Genomic DNA, 20,575 nt, shown 5'->3' on the forward strand with positions numbered 1-20,575 from the left:
TATTGTGAATGTTTTTTTACAAAACAGATAAGTAATAGTGTTTGGTATTATGTAAATTATTGTAATAACATAAGAGTAAAGAAAACATTTACATTGATTATTGATTTATTACTTATTGAAAAAGAGCAAAATGCACCTTTGTATGGAAAAGGATTATATGCATTGGGAGGTTTAAACAAATGACGAGGAAGAATACAACGACAAACCCTTGGGCCAAGTTCCACGGTCCGAACCTTGGTTATGTTATTGAGCAGTATGATCTTTACGTAACTGGAGCAGGTTCTGTTGATCCGGAATTACAAGAGCTTTTTGAAATTTTTGGAGCTCCTTCGTTTCAAGATGATGTCGTAACAGGGGACAACACAGCAACACATTTTTCTCCTCAAAACACAGGTAACATTGAAAAAATTCTTAAAGTCGTTCAACTTGTTGAGCAGATTCGTTCTTTCGGGCACACGTTGGCTCACATCAACCCGATGGAAGATGCTGCAAATGGACAATCTCTTCTTGAGAAAGCATTGAACGAACTGAGCGATGCTGACTTGAAAGCGATTCCAGCGAAAACAGTATGGCCAGATGCACCAGAAGGTATTCACACTGCACTTGATGTAATTCATAGATTAAAAGACGTTTATACAAAATCTTTAGCTTATGAATTTTCTCATATACAAGATAGTGAAGAACGCGCGTGGTTGCATCAAATGGTGGAATCAAATTCATTGCGTCAACCACTATCAAATAAAAAACGAACTGCTCTTTTAAAACGTTTAACAGCTGTTGAAGGTTTCGAGCAATTCTTGCATAAAACATTCGTTGGGCAAAAACGTTTCTCTATCGAGGGCGTTGATATGCTTGTACCTGTTTTAGATGAAATTGTTCTAGAAGGTGCTAAGAACGGCGTAGAGGATGTCATGATTGGTATGGCTCACCGCGGTCGCCTAAGCGTACTTGCTCACGTATTAGAAAAACCATATAGCCACATGTTTGCTGAGTTCAAACATGCAAAAATAGAAGGCGCAGTGGCTAATTCTGGCTGGACTGGCGATGTGAAATACCACCTAGGTAGAGAACAAGTCGTTAGTAACGAAGAAGTTAGCACTCGCGTGACATTAGCAAATAACCCGAGTCATCTTGAGTTCGTGAATCCTGTAGTAGAAGGTTTCGCACGTGCTGCTCAAGAGAATCGTAAAAAATCTGGTCTTCCAGATCAAGATACTTCAAAATCATTCGTAATTTTAGTTCATGGTGATGCTGCATTCCCTGGTCAAGGTATTGTATCTGAGACACTCAACTTAAGCAGATTGAACGCGTATCAAACAGGCGGAACGATTCATGTTATCGCAAACAATGCAGTTGGTTTTACAACTGATAGCTATGATTCTCGTTCTACGAAATATTCTAGTGACCTTGCAAAAGGTTTCGATATTCCGATTGTTCACGTGAACGCTGATGATCCGGAAGCTTGTCTTGCAGCTGCTAACCTTGCGATTCAATATCGCATGTTGTTCAAAAAAGATTTCTTAATCGATTTAATTGGTTACCGCCGCTACGGTCATAACGAAATGGATGATCCAGCAGTTACGCAACCACAAGTGTACAAAAAAATTAAAAACCATCCAACTGTAAGGGCAATTTATGCAGATCAATTACAAGCTGCTGGTGTTCTAAATGCAGATGAGGTTGAAACAATTACACAGTTTACACAAGAGCAATTAAAATCCGACTATGCACAAGTACCACCAGCTGATACGAGCGACGCAACAATTCACGTTAAAGTACCAGATGTTGTTGCAAAAGGTATTCAACCAATTGATACTGGTGTTGAGATTGACTCACTTCGTGCAATTAATGAAGGTCTACTATCTTGGCCAGAAAGATTTAACGTATATCCGAAAGTGAAGAAAATTCTTGAGCGCCGTAAAGATGCTCTTGAAGAGAACGGTAAAATTGAATGGGCACTTGCTGAATCGTTAGCATTCGCTTCTATTTTACAAGAAGGTACGCCAATTCGTTTAACTGGTCAAGATTCACAGCGTGGTACATTCGCACACCGTCATATCGTATTACACGATACTGATACAAACGAAACATATTCACCGTTACATCGCTTACCAAACATTAATGCATCGTTCTCTGTTCATAACAGTCCGTTATCAGAGGCTGCTGTTGTTGGTTACGAATATGGTTATAACGTATTCGCTCCAGAAACTCTCGTTATGTGGGAAGCGCAATACGGTGACTTCTCAAATACTGCGCAAGCATTATTTGATCAATATGTGTCAGCTGGAAGAGCAAAATGGGGTCAAAAATCTGGCTTAGTTCTTCTATTACCACACGGTTATGAAGGTCAAGGGCCAGAACACTCTAGTGCACGTCCAGAGCGTTTCTTACAGTTAGCTGCTGAGAATAACTGGACAGTTGCAAACTTAACGAGCGCGGCTCAATACTTCCATATCCTGCGTCGTCAAGCATCTATCTTAGGAACAGAAGCTGTTCGACCATTAGTACTGATGACGCCGAAGAGTTTATTACGTCACCCACTTACGCTTTCAACTGCTAGTCAGTTAAGCGAAGGACGTTTCCAACCTGCTTTAGAACAAGAAAACCTTGGCATGAAACCAAATAAAGTAAAACGTCTTGTTTTAAGCACAGGTAAAATGGCGATTGACTTAGCAGCAGAAATCGAGTCTGGTAAACATGAGTACAACTTAGACGAAGTTCATGTCGTTCGTATTGAGCAATTGTACCCATTCCCTGCTGAGAAAGTTCAATCTATTATTAAACGCTTTAAAAACTTAGAAGAAATCATTTGGGTTCAAGAAGAACCTCGTAATATGGGTGCATGGCATTACATGGCTCCAATTCTGTTCGAACTTGCTGGAGATAAAGTGAAAACAGGCTACATTGGACGTCCTGATCGCTCTAGTCCATCTGGCGGCGATCCATTCGCTCACAAAGCTGAGCAAGAACTAATTGTTGCACACGCTTTAGATGTGAAGTATAACTTCCGTCAAGATAAACAAGAAATTGAAGTTTACAGCAACTAAAAAGTAACAATGAATGTTTCTAGCTTGTTCCTTGGGCAGATATTCTGCCCAAGGCCAGGCTAACAAATGGAGATTACCGAAGACAAAAGAAGAAAAAACACACCGTTAGGCAAATAAGGGGAGGACATTTAAAATGATCGAAATTAAAGTACCTGAGCTTGCAGAATCTATTACTGAAGGAACTATTTCACAATGGCTTATCAACGTAGGCGACAAAGTTGAGAAAGGTGGCAGCGTTGTTGAGCTTGAAACTGATAAAGTCAATGTAGAAATCATTGCAGAAGATTCAGGTATTGTATCGAAGTTACTAGGCGAACCTGGGGATACAGTTGAAGTTGGCGCAACTATCGCAATTTTAGATGCTAATGGAGCACCAGTTGCAGTAAGTACACCTGCACCGGCTGCTGAGCAACCAAAACAAGAAACAGCTGAAACACCGAAAGCTGCGGCACCAAGTGCTGAGCAAACTGCAACACTACAAGGGTTACCAAATACAAACCGTCCTATCGCATCACCAGCTGCTAGAAAGATGGCTCGTGAATTAGGAATCGACTTAAACGACGTACGTAGTACAGATCCACTTGGACGCGTGAGACCACATGATGTACAAGCTCATGCTGCAGCACCAAAAGAAGCACCAGCTGCTCCAAAGAGTCCAGCTCCTGCTCCAGTTGCAAAAACGGAATTCGAAAAACCAGTTGAGCGCGTGAAAATGTCCCGCCGCCGTCAAACAATTGCAAAACGTCTTGTAGAAGTTCAACAAACATCTGCAATGTTAACAACATTTAACGAAGTTGATATGAGTGCGATCATGGAATTACGTAAAGAACGCAAAGATGCTTTCGAGAAAAAACATGATGTACGTCTTGGCTTCATGTCATTCTTCACAAAAGCAGTTGTTGCAGCATTAAAACAATTCCCATTATTAAATGCTGAAATTCAAGGTGACGAGCTTATCATTAAAAAATTCTATGATATCGGTATTGCAGTAGCAGCTCCAGATGGATTAGTTGTTCCAGTTGTACGCGATGCTAACCAATTAAACTTCGCTGAAATCGAAAGCGAAATTCGTGAATTAGGTAAAAAAGCACGCGATAACAAACTTTCATTAAAAGAACTACAAGGTGGTACATTTACAATTACAAACGGTGGTGTATTCGGTTCTCTAATGTCAACACCGATCCTAAATAGCCCTCAAGTTGGTATTTTAGGAATGCATAAAATCCAAGTACGCCCAGTTGCAATTGATAACGAGCGTATGGAAAACCGCCCAATGATGTACATTGCTTTATCTTACGATCACCGTATTGTTGATGGTAAAGAAGCAGTTAGCTTCCTTGTTGCTGTTAAAGATATGCTTGAAGATCCAAAATCATTATTATTAGAAGGTTGATGGATTAATAATCTAATATATAAAGGCTGTAGAATACATCATTCTACAGCCTTTTTTTGCGTTCATACGGGACAAATGTCATGACATAAGCTAATAATGTATGCCTAAACGTAAGGAGGATTAAAATGAATAACCTTCCAATTCATGCAAAACTTAAAGTAAATAAGGATACTTTCTTCCTCCCCGATTCAAACGGGGGTGTCTATTTTCGAAATAACGCCAGTTCATTTCGCATGGACGGTGATGGAATTTATGACTGGATTGAAAAATTAATGCCAATGTTTAACGGAAATTATTCTTTAGCAGAAATAACCGATGGCCTCCCTCTCCCCTATCAAAATCGGGTATTTGAAATTGGAGAGATTTTATATGAAAATGGTTTCGTTCGCGATGCAAATCAAGATGCACCTCATGAATTAAACAGTACATTACTCGACAGATATGCTTCGCAAATTGAATTTTTAGAAGCCGATTCTCATTCAGGTGCTTTAAAATTCGAAACGTACCGCGGAGCAAATGTCCTTGTACTTGGTTCTGGGGATATGCTCACTTCCTTAGTTTCTTCTTTATTAGAATCTGGTTTACCTACATTTCATTACCTCGTTACAGATCGAGATAAAACAAACTATGACAGAATACATGAGCTAATAGAACGTGCATATGAAGTTGATAACAGTGTACTCCTTCAAGAAATCGATACTACAATTGACCGTCCCTTACATGAAGTATTCGAACCTTTTGATTGGATTTTATATGTTTCTCAAAATGGAGACATTGACGGTTTAAAAACAGTTCACACTATTTGTAGAGAAACGAAAAAGAATTTTATACCAGCTATTTGTTTATCAACACTCGGTATAGCTGGACCTGTCGTAATGGAAAACCGTGATGAATGCTGGGAATCCGCATGGCATCGGCTACATGAAACGACTTTGCAAAATGAAAATTCATCGAATTCCTTCTCACAAATTACATCTGCCATGTTAGCAAATGTAATCGTTTTTGAATTGTTTAAACATGTCGCGGATGATTCTTATCGTGAAAAAGAATCACAATTCTTTTTATTAAACTATGAAACACTTGAAGGAACGTGGCATCCTTTTATAAAACACCCTCTTGCAACTGATGAAAGTTTTACAATTGATACGATAGAAAATCTTTCTGAAAAACTTGAGCATCGGTATGGCCAACATACTTCAACTGATGTATTCCGATTTTTTGATTCATTAACTTCTAAAGAAGCCGGTATATTCCATGTATGGGATGAACAAGATTCATATCAATTACCGTTATCACAATGCTATATTCAAGTAGCCACTCCATTATCAGATGGCCCAGCTCCCCTTCTGCCTCTTATGACTTGCAGTGGATTGACTCATAATGAAGCACGCCGAGAAGCTGGTTTAACAGGGATTGAAACATATGTAGCAGAAATCATTCACCGCCTTATTCCTGAACATAACGATATCGGTATCGGTGCTGGAGAAACGATGACAGAAGGATTTTACCGGGCACTACAACAACATTTAAACAATAAATTGTATGAACGGCAGTCACATATGCTAGAAGAACTTACAACGATTGATTTAACTGATATTCACGATAAACATTGTAGATTTTATTACGATGCTCTTGCTACAATTCATGAAACACCTAAAATCGCAATGAGTGAAGAGATTCTCAGTTTTCCAGTCATTTGGGTTGGTATAAATGATAGATGGTACGGTGCATCTAATATTAATATGACATTAGCCTTACGGAACGCACTACAACTATCACTGCTCCACATTCAAAGTGAAGAGACTCCTTACAGAGCTAATATCTTGCCTGAATCATCTATTATTTTATATGACACGGATTCTTTTAGAGTGGAAATACAAGCGGAAGAAGAAATTCCAAGTGTGCAATCTTTACAGCTTGCCTTACAGCATTTAGAAGAACATAATTTTTATCCATTCGTATTTGATTTAGCAATTGAATCATTTTTGAAAGAAAACTTAGATGGTGTATACGGAGTATTAATTGCAAAGGAGGACGGTCTATGACACAAAATATATTGCTTATAGGGGATGGCCTTCTTGCAGACTATGTACACGATCATTTATGCAAACAATATTCCATCATTCGTCAGCATACCCTTCCAGAAGAACTTCCTGAAAATATTCATCTCGCTCTCGTATTACATGACGGATCTCCTTCTACTATTCATCATGATGCTGAGCTAATTTTTCGGTCAAATCATATTCCGTGGCTACGTGGTTTTACTTCATTTGGCGAAGGTATTATCGGTCCTTACATTCATCCTCTTGCGCCTGGATGTTCCCATTGTTCTGATGGACGCCGTTTTATCGCTGGTTTTGATCAAAAAGAAATGTGGGAACTACAGCGGAAATATGCCTTTAAAGCAGATAATGTAACGAGGCGTGATGTACGTGCCACCCAAAATGGAATGTTACAAATGTGCCATCTTATTTGCGCAGAAACAGAAAAAATATTAACTCATAACCATTCTTCTTTAGAAAATAAACTTATTTTACTAAACTTACAAACATTACAATGTACGCGGCATTCTTTTCTTCCAGATCCTCTCTGTCCTGTATGTAGTAATTTACCTGATGATACTGCGGATGCGGCGGAAGTTTCTTTACAACCGAGTTTAAAAGTAAGCACCGAAACGTATCGCTGCCGTTCCATTCATGAATTAAACACATTTTTAACGAGAGACTATTTAGATTATCGGGTCGGTATGTTGAACGGCAAAATGCAGCATTCTGTATTACCATTCGCTGACGTCATTATAAACATGCCATTAATGTTTGGAAATGAAGGTGTTGCAGGCCGAACTCATTCATTTGCAGTAAGTGAAGCAACTGCTATTTTAGAAGGTTTAGAACGATATTGCGGTATGTCGCCTCGCGGGAAAAAGACAAATGTGCATGGTAGTTTCCATGATTTAGAGGAACATGCACTAAATCCCCTCACACTCGGTGTACATACAAATGAACATTACAATCGTGATAATTTTCCATTTAAGCCGTTTGATCCTGATTATGAGCAAAACTGGGTATGGGGATATTCTTTATCACAAAACAGACCGCTTTTAGTTCCTGAATCAATTGCTTATTATAGCCTCGGTCATCGAGACGCTTTCGTGTATGAAACATCAAATGGATGTGCAATTGGCGGTAGTTTAGAAGAAGCGATTTTTCACGGCATTTTAGAAATTGTAGAGCGTGATGCCTTCTTACTCACTTGGTATGCCGAATTACCTCTTCCCCGCCTTGATCTTAATTCAGCAAATGATACAGAATTACAATTAATGATCCAGCGGTTACGTACGATTACCGGATATGAATTACACGCTTTTAACGCGACGATGGAACACGGCATCCCGAGCTTATGGGTAATTGCAAAAAATACGCGTGAAAATGGAATGAACTTTGTTTGTGCGGGAGGCGCTCATTTAGATCCTATTCGAGCTTTAAAAAGTGCCATTCAAGAAATAGCAGGCATGTTACTTATAACAGACGATGAGCTCGAGCACAAAAGAGAATACTACGAAAAGTGCTTACAAGATCCTTATTTCGTTAATAAAATGGAAGACCATAGTATGCTGTACGGATTGAAAGAAACGGAAGAACGTCTTCACTTCCTTTTACGAGAAGATGCACCGGTGCAAACGTTCCAAGAAATAAATGTATCACAATCATTTGATATGGATTTAACATCCGATCTCCACCAACTTTTAAATCGTTTGCATCAATCTGACCTTGAAGTAATCGTTGTAGATCAAACCGTTCCCCTTATAGAAAAGAACGGACTACACTGTGTAAAAGTTATTATTCCAGGTATGTTACCGATGACGTTCGGACACCATCTTACTCGGGTTACAGGACTGGACCGGATATATACCGTACCGATGACACTTGGATATACAGACGAACCTTTAACAAATGAAAGATTAAATCCACATCCACATCCGTTTCCATAGTAAAGGAGGGATTTCATGCAGCTAAATACTTTTTTACATCATCTCCATTTCTCTATCGATGAAATTATGCCAAATCATGAGGTGGACTGGAAAGACGCACCGCTTCCTTATAAATTATATCGAAATGTACCTACCATCCCGCTCTCCTTAGAAATCCCGTTATCTTTATCGAACTCTTCTACTACACCTACTCTAAATGAGATTGGTCACTACCTTTGGTATTCATTTGGTGTAACACAATTATGTCAGCTAAATAGCGGGAGAAATGTATTACGTAGATCCATTCCTTCAGGCGGTGCCTTATACCCGAATGAATTGTATATCTATTTAAAGATTGACGATTATCCAGACGGCATTTACCATTATGACGCCGCGCATCACCGGCTTATTTTACTTCGCGAAGGAAATTTCGATTCTTATTTAGCAGACGCACTCGGTAACCGCTGTAATATACATGATTGTTTCGGTGCCGCATTCGTATCCACTATGTTTTGGAAAAACTTCTTTAAATACAATAACTTTTCATATCGCCTTCAAGGATTAGATAGCGGGGTTCTCATTGGACAATTACTTGAATGTGCCAAACAGTTCGGTTATACGAACGGCGTATACTTTCAATTTCTAGACCGTGCACTGAACCATTTACTCGGATTGTCAGAAGGTGAAGAAAGTGTGTATGCCGTTATTCCTTTAAGTACAGAGCCAGAAACTAATTGGTTTCACAATGATTACCATGAAAATAAAACATTTACTTCTCGTGAGTTGTTGCAACAAATTCCGCCGCTCGCACATGAACATTTCGTTCGCTCAAAACATGTAGATGAATATCCGATGATAACAAAAATAAATGAAGCTTCTATGATCGAATCGACAGCACACTTCCAAACACTAGCTCATGAAGAGCACTATCAATATCATGAGCATGCTGTACAACTGCCGAAAGTAGAGCGTTTATCTTATGATTTCTTGCAACTTTGCAGAAAACGGTATTCCCCTGATGCTGACTTTACTTTAACGAAATGGGATGCAGCCGAGCTCGCTACTTTACTACAAGAAGCGAGCCTCTCCCTCCCTTATTCCAACGACCTTGATGGTAAGTATATAAATGAAAATGCGCGCGTCTCATTATATGGATGTTTCTATAATGTAAAAGATATAAAAAACGGCGCTTACACTTATAACAGTAAAACGCATTCCATACAACCACTTCGATATGGGGACCTTCGTTATCCTCTTCAATCCAGTATGACGATGGATAACGTAAACCTTTTTCAAGTATCACTTTGCCTACATGTAGTCGGAAAGAAAGATTATTATACAAATGCATTAGGCTATAGAGGGTACCGTATTCATCAAATGGAAGCAGGTATACTTGTTCATAAACTCGTTTTTGCAGCGACCGCGATGGGGATGGGCGGGCATCCTTTACTTAGTTTTGATACAAATTCATGTGATCAATTGTACGGAATAGATGCTGGGAATGAAACATCTCTTATTCAAGTTCCAGTTGGGGCATATCGGGCGCGGAATTGGTTAAAAGGGGCTTTGCATTGTTAGAAGCACGCCGTCTATCGGCGTGCTTTTTTAAAGGATTTAATTTATAAAAGGCGAAATGAGTATATATTCTTACATAAAAGGAGAATTTAACTTGAGCATTTTACAACGGTTAATTCAGCAAGCAAAAAATCCTAGCGGAACAATTGGTTCCTCCATGCTTTGTATTATGAACGCTGCACATACGAGATTAATAAATTGGGCTTTGCAGAAAGTACATATAAAGACAGATGCAGTCGTATTAGACATCGGCTGTGGTGGAGGTAAAACCATACACACTCTTTCAAAACGAACTCCACTTGGGGAAATATATGGGATTGATTACTCCGATCAAGCTGTGAAAAATTCTATACAGACGAATGCAAAAGATGTTCAAAAACAAAAAGTAATTGTTCAACAAGCAAGCGTTTCTTCGATTCCACATCATACGAACTTCTTCGATCTCATTACCGCCTTTCAAACTCATTATTTTTGGCCTGATGTTGAACAAGATATAAAAGAAGTATTTCGCATCTTAAAACCGGACGGCTCCTTTTTATTAGTGGCTGAAACTTTCAAAATTCAATATCATATGAAGAAATTTAACACGACCGAAGAACTAATAAATCTCTTTTATAAAACAGGATTTACAAGTGTACAATGTTACGAAGAAAGAGATTGTCTTTGTGTAATAGGAATTAAATAAAAAGCAGACCTCAAAGGGTCTGCTTTTTTACTAGATTAACTTAAAAATACTCTTAATTTGTCTAGCAAATAACCAATTTTTCGTACCGTAGTTATCATTTAAACTATCTAAATTGATAGATTGTCCGTTAGCAAACTTTAATTCTAACGTAGTATTTTTGTCATTTGTTTTTAAGTTACTATTTGTAATGGCATCATACTTTAATTTTTCAATCTCAACATATTCGTCTTTTTCTTGTCCAATCACGACATGGTCTTGGAAGAAGAAAAATACTTCTACTTTTTTACCGAAACAAAATACATTTTTCGTATAAATTAATGTCGCGTTATCAAGTCCGACACATACTTCTTTCATTTCTTCCACAACGTGTCCAAAGTCTTCTTCATGTCTTGCATTTGATTCAGCAATCCATTCTTCGATTGTTCTCATGTTAATTGCCATACTGCGCCCCCTGGTTCGTTCATTGCTTCGTTTAAAAAATAAATACTATATGAAAATATAAGCGATACTTAATATGTTTTCAAGGGGAAACGGTATATTCAAAATAAAGTGAAACTTTAATCAGTGGGAGCTTACTGCCCGCAAATAGCGGGATAAAGTTAAATTTCAAATTAATATAAAAGGAACACCAATTTCATTAAATTTTAAACGTTTGAACGAGACATTCTTCATCATCAATTAGCTGCGCTCTCTCATCAAATTCAATGTTTAGTTCTTTATATACTTTCTTCCAAAACGACAATGCTGGTACATTTTTTACAAGTTCGATAACGAAATATTGTCCTCTTTTCTCTTCTAGTAAATTCTCAACAGCTTGTTTACCGATTCCTTTTCCTTTATATTGATTCAATATGAAAATATCATTAATACCAAAATCATTTTCCTTCTTCAAAAACGGACGTTCCAGTAGTAATAAGAATCCTACAATACTCTGATCAACTTTTATAAAATACGGCGTGATTCCGTCATTTTTCCAAAACATATGCAAATCTTCGTATTCAAAAAATCCGTTCGCTCCGATAGTTATTTTCATAGTGAACTTAGAAAGGTCATGAAGATATAAAGCGTACAAATTACGTAATATTTCTTTTTCTGATTCTTGAACTTTTTGAAGTGCTACAATCATAAAAAACTCCCCTTCCACATATGTAACTATTTCCCGATTCTCTTCATTCGACAAAAATGATAATTCCCCTTTAACAAAAAAATAGCACTTTAAAAAGTGCTATTCCGCTCTCCTTGCCGCTTGCTGAATTGGATCCCAAACGCTGTTATATGGTGGGGCATAACTTAAGTCGACATCTTCTAAATCGTGAATGCTCATTTTATTGAAGAGTGCCATTGCGATTACATCAATCCGTTTATCTACACCTTCTTCTCCAATTACTTGTCCGCCTAATAATTGTTTCGTGTCAGAACGGTATAGTAATTTCAAGTAAAGTGGTTTTGCATTTGGATAATAGCCCGCCATATTAGTCGAATCTACTTTGACTGTTTTATACGGGATGTGTAGCCCTTTCGCTTCTTTTTCATTTAATCCTGTTCTTGCAAGCGTCAAATCCATAAATTTAATAATACCTGTACCTAACGTACCTTTAAAGGCTCTTCGTTTATCAAGCATATTCAGTCCAGCAAGTCGCCCTTGTTTATTGGCAGTCGTTCCGAGCGGGATATGATCATGAATTTCCTTTATAACGTGGTAATGTGTTGCGCAATCACCAGCTGCATATACGTCTTGCACATTCGTTTGCATATATGCATTTACTTCAATTGCCCCTTTATGATTCTTACGTATATTTGTCCCTTCAAGAAAATCAGTATTTGGCTTCACTCCTACCGACACTAAAACAAGATCTGCTTTATACGTACCTTTATCCGTTTCAATTGCTTCTACTCGTTCATTCCCTTTAAACGCTTTTACATTTTCATTCGTTAAAATTTCAATATGATGCTTATCTGCTTCTTTATGTATGTACTCTGCCATATCTGCATCATAAATCGTACCGATATGATCATTTCGCTCAATCATTCTTACTTTCTTACCAAGTTCGACGAATGTTTCTGCCATCTCCAGTCCGATTGCGCCACCGCCAATAATCGTTACATCTTCAACTTTATTCGTTTCTAGCGTTTTTAATATGCGCTCAGCATCAGGAATTGTTTTTAAAAGATGAACGCCTTGTAATTCCCGTCCTTCCCATTCTGGCATAACAGGACGCACTCCAGTCGCAATTAATAATCGATCGTACGGAAATTCAAAGACATCTTTCGTCTTCGTATGCTCTGCGTACACCATTTTCTTTTCCGTATCTACTTTCGTTACTTCATGACGCACTTTTGCATCAATTCCATATTTCTCACGAAACGTCTTTACGTTACGCGCGATTAACTTTTCAGTTGAAGCGATAGCACCACTAATGACATACGGTAATCCACACTGAGCGTATGAATAAATTTCACCTTTTTCTAAAGTTACAACATTTGCATTTTCATCGTTTCTAACAATTTGCATAGCTGCACTCATACCAGCTGCATCTCCGCCAATAATGACATAGTTCACTTTACCACTCCTTCTTTTTTACATACTCTTTACGTTTTCCATATTTTATAGAAATAACACCTACTTCTATTGTAAAGAAAGAGAATTTCATCTTCAAATTTTGTGCACAAACCTATGCTTGAATAGGTAACTGTCGTGTCTTATAAACAATATGTTTAATATGCTATAACAGTCACAATTGAAAGTAGGTGAAACATACATGTGCGCCGGCCTTCTCGCTCAAACTCCAGAGGAACCGAAAGAACCAAAACCCGCCTTGTCGCTTGATCAAGAATTCTCTATTAACGCAACCATCTATAGTGCTCGTGCTTGGTTATCTAATGATGAGACTTTCCCACAAACGATTTGGAAAGGCTCTCGCTTCAGCATCACACGCTGGCAAGTCCATCTTACCAATCGGCACTGTAAAAATTTTGAACTTATCTGATGATACAATAACAGTTACTGCATCATCAGAATCAGATGATAATCTCAAAATAGTCGTACCCCCTCATTCTGAAGGTGTTTTAACATCTAATGGTTTATCTGATGTGCAAGCAAGTACATCAGGAGGAGCAAGTAAAGTCACATTTCTCTTTCATATCTTTTTCTCAAGGGATCCTGGTTCAGATAAAAAACCATAAAAAAGGTACAGTTATGCACTGTACCTTTTTTCATGTGTTCTATTCTCTTGATTTGATTAGTTCAATATTATAAGTTTCGATATCTGTTAACTTTCCTTTAAAATAAGGATTTTCTCTATACCAAGACTGTTTTGCAAAATACGCTTGCATATCTTTCGTTTGAAAAATATGTCCATGCCTTGCATATATTTCATTTCTAGCAATTTTCAACTGCTCTTTCGATAAATATGTTAAATCTGCGCTCGTTAATTTTCGAATATCACTATCAGGAAAGATGAAACCATTATATACATACCCAGTCGCGGGCGTTGGAGTAACATTATAAACAACTGTTTTTTCTGTATTTTTCTTTTGGAATGGAAGATTATAAGACAAAAGTGCCGTTACCGTCTCTACTTGTGTCGTTTCCCGTCCACTTTCTCCATTTCGTTCTAAATAAATCGTCGCACTTCCATCAGTCGCTACAGGCCCCCATGTAATTTCTTCTCCTGCCAGCGCTGTAACCGGTTTTTGATTTACGTACAATGTTGCACCAGGCGCGTTCGTTTGAACTGTAATATATTGACCTTGCAACGTTAAATCTATCGTTACGTTATTTTGGCTTTGTTTCATAAGTACAACCTTTTCCTCACGAGATAATTTTACATAGTCATTTTTATAATCTGATTGAAACACTTGATTTCCCGGAAGAAATGGCCCATATTGCTTCTCAAACTTTTTGTCATCTGTCTTATCAATTTCTTTTCCGTTCATTTTTAACGATACGCCTTTTTCATTTGTAAGCAAAGTTGTATAGTACGTCTTCGCTTTCAATTTATATCGATCAAATATAAAGAAATACTTTCCGTCTTTCGTTAATGAAAAATCAGCTCTTTCTATTCCGTCCCGTTGTTTTTCACCTTGTCTCAAATATCCTTTTAATTCATTTACGTAAGATGGATTTTCTTTTATATATGAAAATAGAGGCGTTAAACTCTCTCTCGTTATCATAACCGATGGATCATCTGCCGTAACGATCTCAGCTAATTTCTCTCCGTCCCTCTCTTGTAAAATCGTAATCATCCGGTCTACTTGTGCCACCTGCGTATAATACGATGCTCCGTACAAATACAATCCAATAATCACTATAACAAATAGTGCTAACAGTGTAATGCCAACTTTTGTACCACCGCTCATGTTCTTCTTTACTACAGGACGTCCCCTCTTCGACCCGCAGTTTTGACAAAATTGCACACCATCTTCAAACTGAGCTCCGCACTTTGTACATACATTCATTCAGTCAACCACCTTTTCATTAGAAGCCAGTTATTCCCTTTGTTAAGGCTTGAATTATCGTACTAATGTAAGACCAAAGTACCATGAACGTTGCAATTCCAATTAAAACATTTGCAATAATAAGTGTGTAAACAAGATCTAATCCGCCATTGTCTAGCTTTAATACGGCTACAGTTATACTAATCCCTATATAAGTTGCAGCTACGGATAATAATATAGGTAAGAAAAAGATTAATAAGAAACTAAAAAGAAAAGAAAGGACTAATATGACAATAGTCGGCGTCGCTATCGTTCCCCATATACCAAATACTTCAAGAAACGAAAAAGACGATTTCATCATCTTACCACTTACAAAAATAATAAATCCGACAAATAAAGTTAAAATTAATAAAAAGAAAAAGACCGTTATAGATTCTCCAAAAAACGTGGGAGTAGATATATCTGGTGCAAATGTTCTCGTAACTGCTGATGCTGCACTCATCATTCTATAAAAAATACATGCTCCTAAAAAACAAATAAGAACAAGGCTTACAATTCCATTTCGCACTTCAATAGCGCCGCTTTTCATAATCGCTGTCGGTGCTTGTAATGCATGTTTAAAAAATTGAAAATAGCCGCTCGCGAACCGCTTCGCTTGCTCTACCGTTTCATTTGGCCGAGCTTCCTTTGCTTGTGCCGCACGTGCTTGTTCCGGCCCTTCTTCTTGGCCACTACTTGCCACTACTTCTTCCGTTAACGAATGTCCACAATTCCCGCAAAACTTTGCCTCCGCTGCATTTTCTGTATGACATGACGGACATTTCATTCTCTTATCCCTCCTTAAGCATATACCATATAGGGTGTTACAAGTTCAATATATGACTTTGGACATAAAACATGACTACAAGAAAAAGATTCTGAAATCCTTCTTCCGAAAGAAAATATATGTGCTAGTAATCTTGAAAAAAAATGCTATTATGAAACAGAATAAATAATATTTTTAACAGATTGGATGACTGGCAATGGAATTGGTAAACTCAATTTTTCAAATACTCCTTACAAGCGTAATCCAATTATTATCTTTAATTGGCGTTATCATTGTAATTGGATTTCTATTAGGCTATTTAGAATCTCTCACACGCATGTATTGGTCGAGAGCTTTTGGAAGAAAAGGATTCCTATTAACGGCTTGGATCGGTGTTCCGATTCATGAACTTGGACATGCCATTATGTGCGTACTGTTCCGTCATAAAATTGTGGCGACTCAGTTCTTCCCAACAGATACAAGTCAAGGGGCTTTAGGTTACATACAACATCAATACAATCAAAAAAGTGTGTATCAACGAATTGGGAATTTCTTTATCGGCATTGGGCCTATTATTTCTGGTATTACTGCACTAATCCTTTTAATGCGCTATTTCGTACCAGAATCATATTTTTTATTTAATACAACTCTCGAAAAAACGATTGCTTCTACTTCTATTAATGTAGAAATGATTCAAAACATGCTCTTGTCGACGTTTGTATTATTGAAAAGCTTATTTACAATCGGTAATTTATTGAATCCTTCCTTTTGGTTATTTTTATTTATCGCCATTTGCATTTCCGCACATATCGCTTTAAGTAAACCAGACATTAAAGGATCAATAGACGGAGTTATCGTCATGTTTATCGTTTTATTTTTATTCAACATCATAGCGGGACTGTTCCAATACGACAGTAACCAGCTAATTGGACAGGTTATGAAATATAATATGTATCTCATTGCGTTTTCTAGTGTAGCACTGCTTTTCTCTTGTATTTCTACACTTGTTAGTTTTTCGTTTTATAAAATAAGAAGAGGGCGTTCTTTTTGAACTCCCTCTTCTTATTTTATATTCCCCTTATAATCACAATGCTCAACAGGCACACGAGCATGCCCTTCTTCATCGGTACACCATGACTGTGATTGGAATGCCAGAAAGATACCAATCCATTCTTCTTCCTTTTCAAAGTGAATGAGTATTCCTCCGTCTTGCCATATGCCATCATCACCTTGCCATTTTTCTACATTCCCTTGATTCATATGAATATCATGTATACCGTTTCCTGGTTTGAAATGAAAATAGGAATCTGGTGTATTTTCTTCTGGTCCCCATCTTTCACCAAATGCGTAAATAATTGCTTTTTCTTCTATCGCTCGTTTTATATAACGTTCTATTTTTTCATTTAAATCATTATCTGCTCCTGCTTTTTCGGGAGGTAAAGGAATCATTTGATTTGAGTCAAATAGATTTCCTCTTATATAATCTAAAGCTACTTTCGGTTCATTGTTTTTTATTTCTGTAAAACCGAATGGTAATGTCGGTAAAATATGAATCGCCTCTGACTTAATATTGTTACTCGCAAAATATAAAACTTCTGATGGATAACTTTGTGACTTTACGTTAATTGCAATACGATAATCTACTCCTGTCTCGCCCTGTAAATGAACTTGATAATGAGGTGTTTTCCCTTTTCCAATCTCTGATTGTATAACTGTACCTTTTAACACACCGTAGTTTTTTAGGGTCATACATTTCATCTCCTATTCATCTAGTAGAAGCTATTCATATTTAAATCATTATCCACTCATAAAAAAAATCCTCCTATGTTAGGAGGATTTTTAATTTCTCAACATATACCAAACAATAACCTCTACCACTACAAGCAAAACCGCACCAAAAATCATTAACGTCGTCTTCTTTAATAGTTCATTTTCACGGTAAGGGATATTACATAAGTAAGCACCTAGTGTAATCCGTGATGGACAAGCGATTGTCGCTACTGATGATGCGGTGTTTTGAAGTGTTGTGACATATTGCCACGGGAGTGCTACGTTTTGTGCGGTTTGCATTTGTAGTTTTATAAACATTGCATTTGATCCTGCGTTACTACCTGTTAAAAACCCACCAATAGCGCCAATAAACGGCGCAACGAAAACGAAAAATGTTCCAAATGTATCACCAGCTGTCTTTGCGAGTAATGAATGCATGCCTGATGCACCCATTAGTTCTGAAATGGCGATAAACATTGTCGTCGTAATCGCAAAAGGAATCCATTGTTTGATCGTTTGTGAGAGTGATTGTTTAATAATATTAGACGGGATGCGGAAGAAAATAATAGTAAATAAGCAAGTCATACCGAGCCAAAATCCTGGTGAATATAGTAACTCTAGTTTGTAAGAGTATGATTTCAAATCAAGAACCGCATATGATCTGAACAAATCATGTAATGCTGGAACGAGGCGAGAAAGTAAAATACAAACTGTTAGAAATATATAAGGGCTAATAATTTTTATAATGGATACTTCTCTCTCCGTTGCAGCCGCATGCTCTGTTATAAGATTTTGCCCACTTTTTCCTTTTAATTTAATGATAAGAAAGCCAAAGGTAATCGTAACGATAGAACTTAATATCCCGGCTAGTTCAACACTTACGTATGCATTAGAAAGATAGATTCCGAGAGAAAATAATAGAAAGAATCCTACTCCTTCTTTCCACTTTTCTATAACCGCTTGCCAGCCGCCAACAACGTGTAAAGAAAGAATAACGAAGTAAGCAAACATCGGAATACTTAATAGCGCTGTATTTGTGCCAAGTGTTGTAAGAGGCATATTTATTAGCTGCGAACCGATAATCGTACCAGTTGCCATTGCGCCCCATGAACTAGCTAGTAAGCCGATGAATGAGAGTAGTACAGCTTGAAATGGTTTATATCCTAGTGAAAGAAAAATAGGTGCTGCAACCATGAAGCCGATACCGAATCCACTTACTGATTCAATAAGCGGGCAAATGCCAAAACACATAAGCAGCATTTGTAATAAGCGATCCTGAGTAACTTCTTCTAGAAAACGTGCTACTTGATCGATGTACCCCATTTTGTTCATGAGGTGAAATAAAAAAATACCGAAAAATAAAACGTACCCGACAATAAAACAAATTAACCATCCTTTAATCGTTGCGTGTACAGTTTCACTTATCCCTAATTGAAACGTTGGCGAGAGTAAAACGATTCCAACAGACACAGCATAAGAAATTAACGAGGACCTTAATGACGTTTGTTTAAATAAAAATAAACAAATGAAAATCATCATAATTGGGATAAGTGCCAACAATATGGCCATGTTATCATCTCATTTCGTTTAAAATACAATTTTTAACTATTATATAACAGATGCTATAATTTTCAATTGTTTTTAAAACAGATTCAAAAAAGGAACCAAACGGCTCCTTTTCATTCACTCCCATTTTCTATTATCCTGAAAAACTGTCTGCTTTCCGACTATTTCTTTCAACACAACAAACACAATGTAAGTACATATTGCTTGCAATATAATATTCCAAAATTTCATTAATGTAAATGAATGAATCCGTAGAAATAATTCGTTTAATAATACAATCGAAACGATACTAAATAATTCTATACTAATCGAAAATAGACATATTTCTAAAATAGACTGTTCTTGAATGCGATTTAAGTTGGAAAAGATGAATACATACCCTAAAAATAGAGCCATTAACTCTATTTTCGTCATGCTAATGAGCCAAGCGTATAATGGTACAGTTAAAAATAGATATAGTAATTTACGTCTTAGCATGCCTTCTCCCCCTCTGAATTATATGTATTTTCTGTATATTTTAACACTTATTACGCAAAACAAAAAGAAGAGACTATGCCTCTTCTTTTTGTTTTGTTGCATATATTAATTCACATATTTCTTCTCGCTTTTCATTTTCTAAAAGCTCAATGACCTTACTTCCAACGACAACTCCGTCGCATATTGTAACCATTTCTTCTACATGTTCTTTTGTTGAGATGCCGAATCCAGCGACTACTGGTAAGTTGACGTGTGATTTTACTTTTTCTAAGTAACTATGAATCTCCTCTTTAAAGTTTTGACGTACTCCCGTTACGCCCGCTACTGTAACAGCATAAACGAACCCTTCTGATTCACTCGTAATTTTTTCAATTCTTTCAATAGGACTCGTTACGGTAACCAGTGGGATGAGCGCAATGTTTACCTCTCGAAGTAACGGCGCAATAATATTTTGTTCTTCATACGGTAAGTCTGGAACGATGATGCCGTCTACACCTGCTTCTATACAGTTCTCAATGAATCTCTCTTTTCCGAATGCAAATACCGGATTTAAATATGTCATAAGAACAAAAGGTATTTGTACTTCTTTCCTTACCTCTGCTAACGCTTGAAAAATGCCTTTTAATGTTACGCCGCTATCTAGCGCTCGTTTCCCTGCTCTTTGAATCGTTGGGCCATCTGCAACTGGATCTGAAAACGGAATACCAATTTCAACGATGCTTGCTCCTGCTTCATCAAGAAAACGAATTCTTTCTTTTAATTTTTCAAGGCCACCATCTCCGCCCATTACGTACGGAATAAATGCTTTCTTGCCATTTTCAAACGCTGCTTTAATTTTTTCTACTCCCAT

At 37.3% G+C, this 20,575-nt stretch carries 16 protein-coding genes and 1 pseudogene; 8 read left to right on the forward strand and 9 right to left on the reverse strand.

All coding sequences use genetic code 11. The features are described from left to right. The first annotated feature begins 179 nt into the window (after positions 1-179). From odhA to ACTFR3_RS13485, 6 genes are all read left to right on the forward strand, one after another. On the forward strand, positions 180-3,047 hold the full coding sequence (gene odhA / locus ACTFR3_RS13460; RefSeq protein ID WP_440044475.1) for a 2-oxoglutarate dehydrogenase E1 component: 2,868 nt from the start codon (positions 180-182) through the stop codon (positions 3,045-3,047). Between the two features lie 133 nt (positions 3,048-3,180). Then, positions 3,181-4,440 carry a 2-oxoglutarate dehydrogenase complex dihydrolipoyllysine-residue succinyltransferase gene (odhB, locus tag ACTFR3_RS13465; protein ID WP_000569903.1) on the forward strand — a complete coding sequence of 420 codons (1,260 nt, stop codon included), beginning with the start codon at positions 3,181-3,183 and terminating at the stop codon, positions 4,438-4,440. Positions 4,441-4,565: 125 nt separating this feature from the next. Next, the gene (locus tag ACTFR3_RS13470) at positions 4,566-6,485 is read left to right on the forward strand and encodes a putative thiazole-containing bacteriocin maturation protein (protein WP_440044476.1); all 1,920 of its coding nucleotides are present in this window, start codon (positions 4,566-4,568) and stop codon (positions 6,483-6,485) included. After that, positions 6,482-8,431, forward strand: a complete 1,950-nt coding sequence (locus tag ACTFR3_RS13475; protein ID WP_440044477.1) for a TOMM precursor leader peptide-binding protein — start codon at positions 6,482-6,484, stop codon at positions 8,429-8,431. Before ACTFR3_RS13470 ends, ACTFR3_RS13475 begins: the two co-directional genes overlap by 4 nt. A 15-nt stretch (positions 8,432-8,446) precedes the next feature. Next, positions 8,447-9,988 (forward strand): SagB family peptide dehydrogenase, encoded by a 1,542-nt coding sequence (locus ACTFR3_RS13480; protein ID WP_088345326.1) that lies wholly within the window; start codon positions 8,447-8,449, stop codon positions 9,986-9,988. 91 nt (positions 9,989-10,079) lie between these two features. After that, entirely contained in the window at positions 10,080-10,670 is a 591-nt protein-coding gene (locus ACTFR3_RS13485) for a methyltransferase domain-containing protein (RefSeq protein WP_088345324.1), read from the forward strand. Positions 10,671-10,700: 30 nt separating this feature from the next. Here the strand turns inward: ACTFR3_RS13485 and ACTFR3_RS13490 are convergent, their stop codons facing one another. The 3 genes from ACTFR3_RS13490 to ACTFR3_RS13500 all read right to left on the reverse strand — a co-directional run bounded on the left by ACTFR3_RS13490 (position 10,701) and on the right by ACTFR3_RS13500 (position 13,230). Further along, the gene (locus ACTFR3_RS13490) at positions 10,701-11,111 is read right to left on the reverse strand and encodes a DUF3908 family protein (protein ID WP_071740052.1); all 411 of its coding nucleotides are present in this window, start codon (positions 11,109-11,111) and stop codon (positions 10,701-10,703) included. A gap of 196 nt (positions 11,112-11,307) precedes the next feature. Then, a complete protein-coding gene (locus ACTFR3_RS13495; RefSeq protein WP_255913467.1) occupies positions 11,308-11,796 on the reverse strand; it encodes a GNAT family N-acetyltransferase in 489 nt (162 codons plus the stop codon). Positions 11,797-11,895: 99 nt separating this feature from the next. Continuing rightward, complete coding sequence (locus ACTFR3_RS13500) at positions 11,896-13,230, reverse strand: CoA-disulfide reductase (protein WP_001110229.1); 1,335 nt, start codon at positions 13,228-13,230, stop codon at positions 11,896-11,898. 199 nt (positions 13,231-13,429) lie between these two features. On the opposite strand from ACTFR3_RS13500, the pseudogene ACTFR3_RS13505 reads away from it, so the two are divergent. Further along, positions 13,430-13,853, forward strand: a pseudogene (locus ACTFR3_RS13505) (hypothetical protein). Positions 13,854-13,892: 39 nt separating this feature from the next. On the opposite strand, the gene ACTFR3_RS13510 reads toward ACTFR3_RS13505, so the two are convergent. Both ACTFR3_RS13510 and ACTFR3_RS13515 read right to left on the reverse strand, forming a co-directional pair. After that, complete coding sequence (locus ACTFR3_RS13510) at positions 13,893-15,128, reverse strand: TcaA 3rd/4th domain-containing protein (RefSeq protein ID WP_071741044.1); 1,236 nt, start codon at positions 15,126-15,128, stop codon at positions 13,893-13,895. Positions 15,129-15,147: 19 nt separating this feature from the next. Next, the gene (locus ACTFR3_RS13515) at positions 15,148-15,933 is read right to left on the reverse strand and encodes a zinc ribbon domain-containing protein (protein ID WP_086404100.1); all 786 of its coding nucleotides are present in this window, start codon (positions 15,931-15,933) and stop codon (positions 15,148-15,150) included. Positions 15,934-16,129: 196 nt separating this feature from the next. Here ACTFR3_RS13515 and ACTFR3_RS13520 point away from each other — a divergent pair, with 196 nt between their 5' ends. Beyond that, complete coding sequence (locus ACTFR3_RS13520; protein WP_071741042.1) at positions 16,130-16,963, forward strand: hypothetical protein; 834 nt, start codon at positions 16,130-16,132, stop codon at positions 16,961-16,963. An 11-nt stretch (positions 16,964-16,974) separates the two neighbouring features. On the opposite strand, the gene ACTFR3_RS13525 is transcribed toward ACTFR3_RS13520, so the two are convergent. The 4 genes from ACTFR3_RS13525 to trpA all read right to left on the reverse strand — a co-directional run bounded on the left by ACTFR3_RS13525 (position 16,975) and on the right by trpA (position 20,575). Beyond that, entirely contained in the window at positions 16,975-17,661 is a 687-nt protein-coding gene (locus ACTFR3_RS13525) for a DUF2278 family protein (RefSeq protein WP_000172949.1), read from the reverse strand. Positions 17,662-17,751: 90 nt separating this feature from the next. Further along, positions 17,752-19,251 carry an L-lactate permease gene (locus ACTFR3_RS13530; RefSeq protein WP_000996262.1) on the reverse strand — a complete coding sequence of 500 codons (1,500 nt, stop codon included), beginning with the start codon at positions 19,249-19,251 and terminating at the stop codon, positions 17,752-17,754. 114 nt (positions 19,252-19,365) lie between these two features. After that, positions 19,366-19,725 carry a DUF4029 domain-containing protein gene (locus ACTFR3_RS13535; protein ID WP_000946131.1) on the reverse strand — a complete coding sequence of 120 codons (360 nt, stop codon included), beginning with the start codon at positions 19,723-19,725 and terminating at the stop codon, positions 19,366-19,368. A gap of 73 nt (positions 19,726-19,798) precedes the next feature. Continuing rightward, on the reverse strand, positions 19,799-20,575 hold the full coding sequence (gene trpA / locus ACTFR3_RS13540) for a tryptophan synthase subunit alpha (protein WP_071741041.1): 777 nt from the start codon (positions 20,573-20,575) through the stop codon (positions 19,799-19,801).

Source organism: Bacillus cereus group sp. MYBK14-1, assembly GCF_051916885.1.
Classification (GTDB): Bacteria; Bacillota; Bacilli; order Bacillales; family Bacillaceae_G; genus Bacillus_A; species Bacillus_A cereus.